2 protein-coding genes are annotated in these 6,312 nt (G+C 70.2%); both read left to right on the top strand.

Going from position 1 to position 6,312, the window contains the following annotated elements; all coding sequences use genetic code 11:
* Positions 1-100: 100 nt before the first annotated feature.
* Complete coding sequence (locus BG482_RS45740; RefSeq protein ID WP_306287019.1) at positions 101-4,303, top strand: SDR family NAD(P)-dependent oxidoreductase; 4,203 nt, start codon at positions 101-103, stop codon at positions 4,301-4,303.
* Positions 4,264-6,312: acyltransferase domain-containing protein (locus BG482_RS45745; RefSeq protein WP_256096620.1), on the top strand; the 2,049-nt coding region annotated here is incomplete at its 3' end. The genes BG482_RS45740 and BG482_RS45745, both read left to right, overlap by 40 nt.

The raw sequence follows: 6,312 nt of genomic DNA on the forward strand, positions 1-6,312 counted from the left end.
GGAGGTGACGCGGGTTTTGTTGGGTGAGGGTCGGCGGGTGTTCGTGGAGATGGAGGTGACGCGGGTTTTGTTGGGTGAGGGTCGGCGGGTGTTCGTGGAGATGAGTCCGCATCCGGTGCTGGGTTTTGTGGTGGCGGAGACGATGGGTGCGGTGGGTGTGGATGGTCTGGTGGTGGGGTCGTTGCGTCGTGGTGAGGGGGGCTTGGAGCGGTTTTTGCGGTCGGTGGGTGAGGTGTTCGCGGGGGGTGTGGATGTCGACTGGGAGGCTGCGTTCGATGCGCGGGGGGCACGGCGCACGCAGCTGCCGACGTATCCCTTCCAACACCAGCGCTACTGGCTCGATGCGAACGACGGGCCCGCTGTCGAGGCCGACCCCGTCGACGCCGCCTTCTGGGCCGCGATCGAGGCCGGCGACACCGACGCCCTCGCCGACGACCTCCAGCTCAAGGCCTCCGTACTCGACGAGGTCCTGCCGGCCCTCTCTTCCTGGCGCCGCCGCCGACAGGAGCGGTCCGTCGTCGACGGATGGCGCTACCGCCTCGGCTGGGACCGGATCGACACCACCGCCACCCTCCCCGACACCCTCTCCGGCACCTGGCTCATAGCCACCGGCACCGGCACCGGCACTGGCACCGACAGCGGCGGCGGCCCGCTCGCCGAAGCCGTCGCCACCGGTCTCACCGAGCGTGGCGTGCAGATCGTGCGCATCGACGTCGACACCGAGCACGCGGACCGGGATGCGCTGGCCGCCGCCCTGCCCGACCAGCCCCTTGCAGGGATCGTGTCGCTCCTCGCACTCGACGGCCGACCGCACCCCGCCCACCCCACCTGGTCGCGCGGCACGATCGGCACCGTGACCCTCGTCCAGGCCCTCGGCGACGCCGGTATCGAGGCGCCCCTGTGGGCGGTCACGTCCGGCGGTGTCGCCGTCGCCGACCCGGCCGAGCTGACCGACATCGCCCAGCACGTCATGTGGGGCATCGGCACCGTCCTTGCCCTGGACCACCCGCGTTCCTGGGGCGGCCTCGTCGACCTGCCCGCCGGCATCGACCGACCCGACCCGCACACCCTCGACCCGCACACCCTCGACCTGCTGTGCACCGCCCTCTCCGGAGCCGGTGACGAGGACCAGCTCGCCGTACGCGCCGACGGCCTGCACGCCCGCCGTATGCGCCGCGCCCCGCTGGACGGGGCCCCGGCCGTCACACCCTGGACCCCACGAGGCACCGTCCTCATCACCGGCGGCACGGGCGGCACAGGAGCCCATGTCGCACGCCGGCTGGCCGAGCAGGGCGCCGAACACCTGGTCCTGACCAGCCGCCGCGGCCCCGACGCCCCCGGCGCCGGTGAGCTCCGCGCCGAACTCGAATCCCACGGCGTCCGGGTCACCGTCACCGCCTGCGACATCGCCGACCGCGACGCGGTCGCCGCCCTCCTCGACGCGGTCCCCGACGAACTGCCGCTGACCGCCGTCCTGCACCTCGCCGGCGCACCCCAGACCGAATCGCCCCTGTCCGGACTCACGATCGAGCAGTTCGCCGAGATGGGCCGCGCCAAGATCGACGGCGCTCGTCACCTGGACGACCTGCTCGGCGACCGCGAACTCGACGCCTTCGTTCTCTTCTCCTCCGGCGCCACCGCCTGGGGGAGCAACGGTCTCACCTCGTACGCCGGAGCCAACGCGTACCTCGACGCACTGGCCCACCACCGTCGTGCCCGCGGACTGACCGCCACCTCCATCGCCTGGGGCGCGTGGGACGGCGGAGGCATGGTCGACGCGTCGATGGCGGGAGAGTTCGCCAAACTCGGCCTCTCCCTGATGGACCCCCATCTCGGCGTCACCGCCCTGGTGCAGGCCGTCGAACACGACGAGACCCATGTCGTCGTCGCCGGCATCGACTGGACCCGCTTCGCCCCGGCCTTCACCCTCAGCCGTCCCCGACCCCTGCTGCGCGGCCTGCCCGAGGTCACCGAACTCCTCGCCGGCACGACCGAGGACCGCCCCGGCACCGACGCCTCCGCCCTTCGCTCCGAACTCCTGCGCCTCTCCCCGGCGGAACAGGAACACCTGCTGGTGGGCCTGGTACGGACCGAAGCCGGAGCCGTCCTCGGCCACCCGGACACCGAAGGCGTCGAGGAGGACAGGGCGTTCAAGGAGATCGGATTCGACTCCGTCACCGCGGTGGAACTGCGCAACCGTCTCAACGCAGCCACCCAACTGCGCCTGCCCGCCACCCTCGTCTTCGACTACCCGAACCCGAGGGCGCTGGCCGACCACCTCCGCACACAACTCCTCGGAGACCGCGCCACCCACATCCAGCCCTCCGTCGCACCGGCACCGGCATCGGCATCGGCATCGGCGTCGTCCCCTGCGGCCGACGACCCGATCGCGATCGTCTCCATGGGCTGCCGCCTCCCCGGCGGCGTCACCTCGCCCGAGGACCTGTGGACCCTGCTCGCCGAAGGCCGCGACGCCCTCGTCGACTTCCCGACCGACCGCGGCTGGGACCTGGACGGCCTGCTCTCCGACGACCCCGACGCCCCCGGCACGACCTACGTCCGCAAGGGCGGTTTCCTGCAGCGCGTCGCCGACTTCGACGCCGGGTTCTTCGGTATCAACCCCCGCGAGGCACTGGCGATGGACCCGCAGCAGCGGCTGCTGCTGGAGACCTCCTGGGAGGTCTTCGAGCGGGCGGGCATCGACCCGACCTCGCTGCGGGGCAAGGACGTCGGTGTCTTCACCGGCATGGGAGCCCAGGACTACACCCCGCGCCTCGGCGGCGGCGCCGAGGGCACCGAGGGCTACGCCCTGACCGGCAGCGCGGGCAGTGTCGCCTCCGGCCGTGTGTCGTACGTCCTCGGCCTGGAGGGACCCGCGCTCACCATCGATACGGCGTGCTCGTCCTCACTGGTCGCCATGCACTCCGCGATGCAGGCCCTGCGCGGCGGTGAGTGCTCGCTCGCCCTGGCCGGCGGCGTGGCCGTGATGTCCAGCCCCGGTGTCTTCGTGGAGTTCTCCCGTCAGCGGGGCCTGGCGCCCGACGGACGCTGCAAGGCCTTCGCCGACGGCGCGGACGGTACCGGCTGGGCCGAGGGTGTCGGTCTGGTACTGCTGGAGCGTCTGTCGGACGCGCGGCGCAACGGTCATGAGGTGCTGGCCCTGGTGCGGGGCAGTGCGGTCAACCAGGACGGCGCGTCCAACGGACTGACCGCGCCCAACGGTCCTTCCCAGCAGCGTGTGATCCGCCAGGCGCTGGCGAACGCCGGTCTGTCGGCGTCCGACGTCGACGCGGTCGAGGCGCATGGCACGGGTACGTCTCTCGGCGACCCGATCGAGGCGCAGGCGTTGATCGCGACGTACGGTCAGGAGCGCCCTGGCGACGACCGCCCACTGCTGCTCGGCGCCCTGAAGTCGAACCTCGGTCACACGGGAGCCACTGCGGGTGTGGCGGGTGTGATCAAGATGGTGCAGGCGATGCGGCACGGTGTGCTGCCGAAGACGCTGCACGTGGACGAGCCGTCATCGGCGGTGGACTGGTCGGCGGGTGCGGTGGAACTGCTGAGGGAGGCGCGGGAGTGGCCGTCGGCACCGGACCGTCCTCGGCGTGCTGGTGTGTCGGCGTTCGGTATCAGTGGGACGAACGCGCACGTGATTCTGGAGGCCGTCCAGACGGAGTCTCCGGTGGAGCGTGCGGTGGCGCCGGACGGTGTGGCGCCGGGTGGTGTGGTGCCGTTGGTGGTGTCGGGCAGGTCGCCGGAGGCGGTTCGTGCCCAGGCGGCACGGCTGGCCGGGTTCCTGGAAGAGCAGCCCGAACTGAGTCTGACGGATGTGGCGTATTCGTTGGCTACGGGGCGTGCTCGTTTCGATCATCGTGCGGTGGTGGTGGCGGGTTCGGTGGCTGAGGCGCGTGAGCATCTCGCGTCGGTGGAGTCGCAGGCGGTGGTTCCGGGGCGTCTGGGTGTGTTGTTCACGGGTCAGGGGGCGCAGCGGGCTGGGATGGGGCGTGAGTTGTATGGGGCGTTCCCGGTGTTCGCGGAGGCGTTCAATGAGGTGTGCGCGGTTGTCGATGAGGGTCTGGGCTGTTCGCTGAAGGATCTGGTCTTCGGTGATGGGTCGGCGTTGTTGGAGGAGACGCGGTATGCGCAGCCGGCGCTGTTCGCGGTCGAGGTGGCGTTGTTCCGGCTGGTGGAGTCGTGGGGTGTGCGTCCCGACTATCTGGCGGGTCATTCGATCGGTGAGGTGGCGCGGAGGCGTTCAATGAGGTGTGCGCGGTTGTCGATGAGGGTCTGGGCTGTTCGCTGAAGGATCTGGTCTTCGGTGATGGGTCGGCGTTGTTGGAGGAGACGCGGTATGCGCAGCCGGCGCTGTTCGCGGTCGAGGTGGCGTTGTTCCGGCTGGTGGAGTCGTGGGGTGTGCGTCCCGACTATCTGGCGGGTCATTCGATCGGTGAGGTGACGGCTGCGTTTGTGGCGGGTGTGTGGTCGTTGGAGGATGCGGCGGCTCTGGTGGTGGCGCGGGGCCGGCTGATGCAGGCTCTGCCGTCGGGTGGGGTGATGTACGCGGTCGAGGCGACCGAGGACGAGGTCACGCCTCTGCTGTCGGAGGGTGTGAGTATCGCCGCGGTCAACGGCCCGTCCTCGGTGGTGCTGTCGGGTGCTGAGGACGCGGTCGCGGGGGTGGTGGCTGGTTTCGAGGGCCGGCGGACGAAGCGGTTGCGGGTGTCGCACGCTTTCCATTCGTCGTTGATGGATCCGATGCTGGAGGAGTTCCGTCGGGTCGTGGCGGGGCTGACGTTTCACGAGCCTGTTCTGCCGGTGGTGTCGAACCTGACCGGTGAGGTGGCGGAGGCGGGTCGGTTGTGTTCGCCGGAGTATTGGGTGGAGCACGTGCGCGGCACGGTCCGTTTCCATGACGGGGTTCAGGCGTTGCGGGAGTTGAAGGTTTCCACGTTCTTGGAGCTGGGTCCCGACGGTGTGCTGTCGGGGATGGTGGCTCAGGACTGCGTGCCTTCCATGCGACGGGACGTGCCTGAGGACCGTGCCTTGATGAGCAGCCTTGGCCGGCTGCATGCCCGTGGTGTGGAGGTGGACTGGGAGAAGGTGTTCGCCGGAACGGACGTCCGGCGTGTGGACCTGCCCACCTACGCCTTCCAACACCAGCGGTTCTGGCTGGCCGCCACCGCTCCGACGACTGACGTGTTGCTGGGGCACCCACTGCTCAGCGCGGTGATGGCAGTGCCGGAGACCGGGGGAGTGCTGTGTACCGGACGGTTGTCGCGCAAGGCTCAGCCATGGCTGGTCGAGGACATCGCGCCGGGCGCCGGCATGGTGCCGGGAGCGGCTCTGGTCGAACTGGCGATCCGCGCGGGCGATGAGGTCGGCGCCGGTACGGTGCGTGAACTCACGATCGCGACACCGATCGTGCTGCCTGCCACGGAAGCCCTTCGCGTCCAGGTCTCGGTGGGGGGTGCCGACGACGAGGGACACCGCACGGTGGGCGTGTACACCCGTGCGGACAACGGCGACGAGTTCTGGACCCGCCACGCTACCGGCACCCTGTCCTCCTCTGACGCGGCTCCGGTACCAGGCAGTGAAGCGGCCGCGCCGGAGGAGTACATCGAGCTTGCCCTGGACGAGGAACTCGGGGCGGATGCCGGACGCTTCGGCCTGCACCCGGTGCTTCTGGAAGCCGCGGCTCGTGCGACCGGGCACACGGGTCTGTCCGCGGAGTGGCGTGGAGTGACCTTGCATGCCACCGGTGCCGCGGCTGTCCGGATCAGGGTGACACCGGTCGAGAGCGGTTCCGACGCGTCACGCCTGGAGGTCTTCGAAGCCGGTGGCGAAGGTGCCTTGATCGCGTCGGTGGAGTCGCTTGTGTTGCGGGCGGTTCCCGAAGGGCAGCTTGGAGTGCCTGGGGGCGGTGGTGGTGATGCGTTGTTCCGGGTGGAGTGGTCGTCTCTGCCGGTGGGTGAGGACGCGGAGGCTGCGGTTGGTGTGGAGGTGTTGGAGGTGCCGTCGGCGGTGCTGGATGCCGGGGCGGTGCGTGAGGTGACGGCTGGTGTTCTGTCTGCGGTGCAGTCGTTCTTGACGTCTTCGGGTTCGGGTTCGGGTTGTCTGGTGGTGGTGACGCGGGGTGCGGTGGACGTCGGTGTCGGGGGTGGGTCTGGTGGGGTGGATCCGGTGGCGGCTGCGGTGTGGGGGTTGGTGCGTTCGGCGCAGGCGGAGGAGCCGGGCCGGGTGGTGTTGGTGGATGTGGGGGTGGGTGAATCGGCGCCTGTCGGTGGGGTGTTGGGGGGTGTGAGGGCTTCGGGC

This window comes from Streptomyces sp. LUP30 (assembly GCF_001746365.1).
GTDB lineage: Bacteria > Actinomycetota > Actinomycetes > Streptomycetales > Streptomycetaceae > Streptomyces.

Bases quoted from the DNA above. Each gene is read 5' to 3' on its own strand.
- BG482_RS45740 (WP_306287019.1), top strand. From the start codon at position 101: ATGAGTCCGCATCCGGTGCTGGGTTTTGTGGTGGCGGAGACGATGGGT.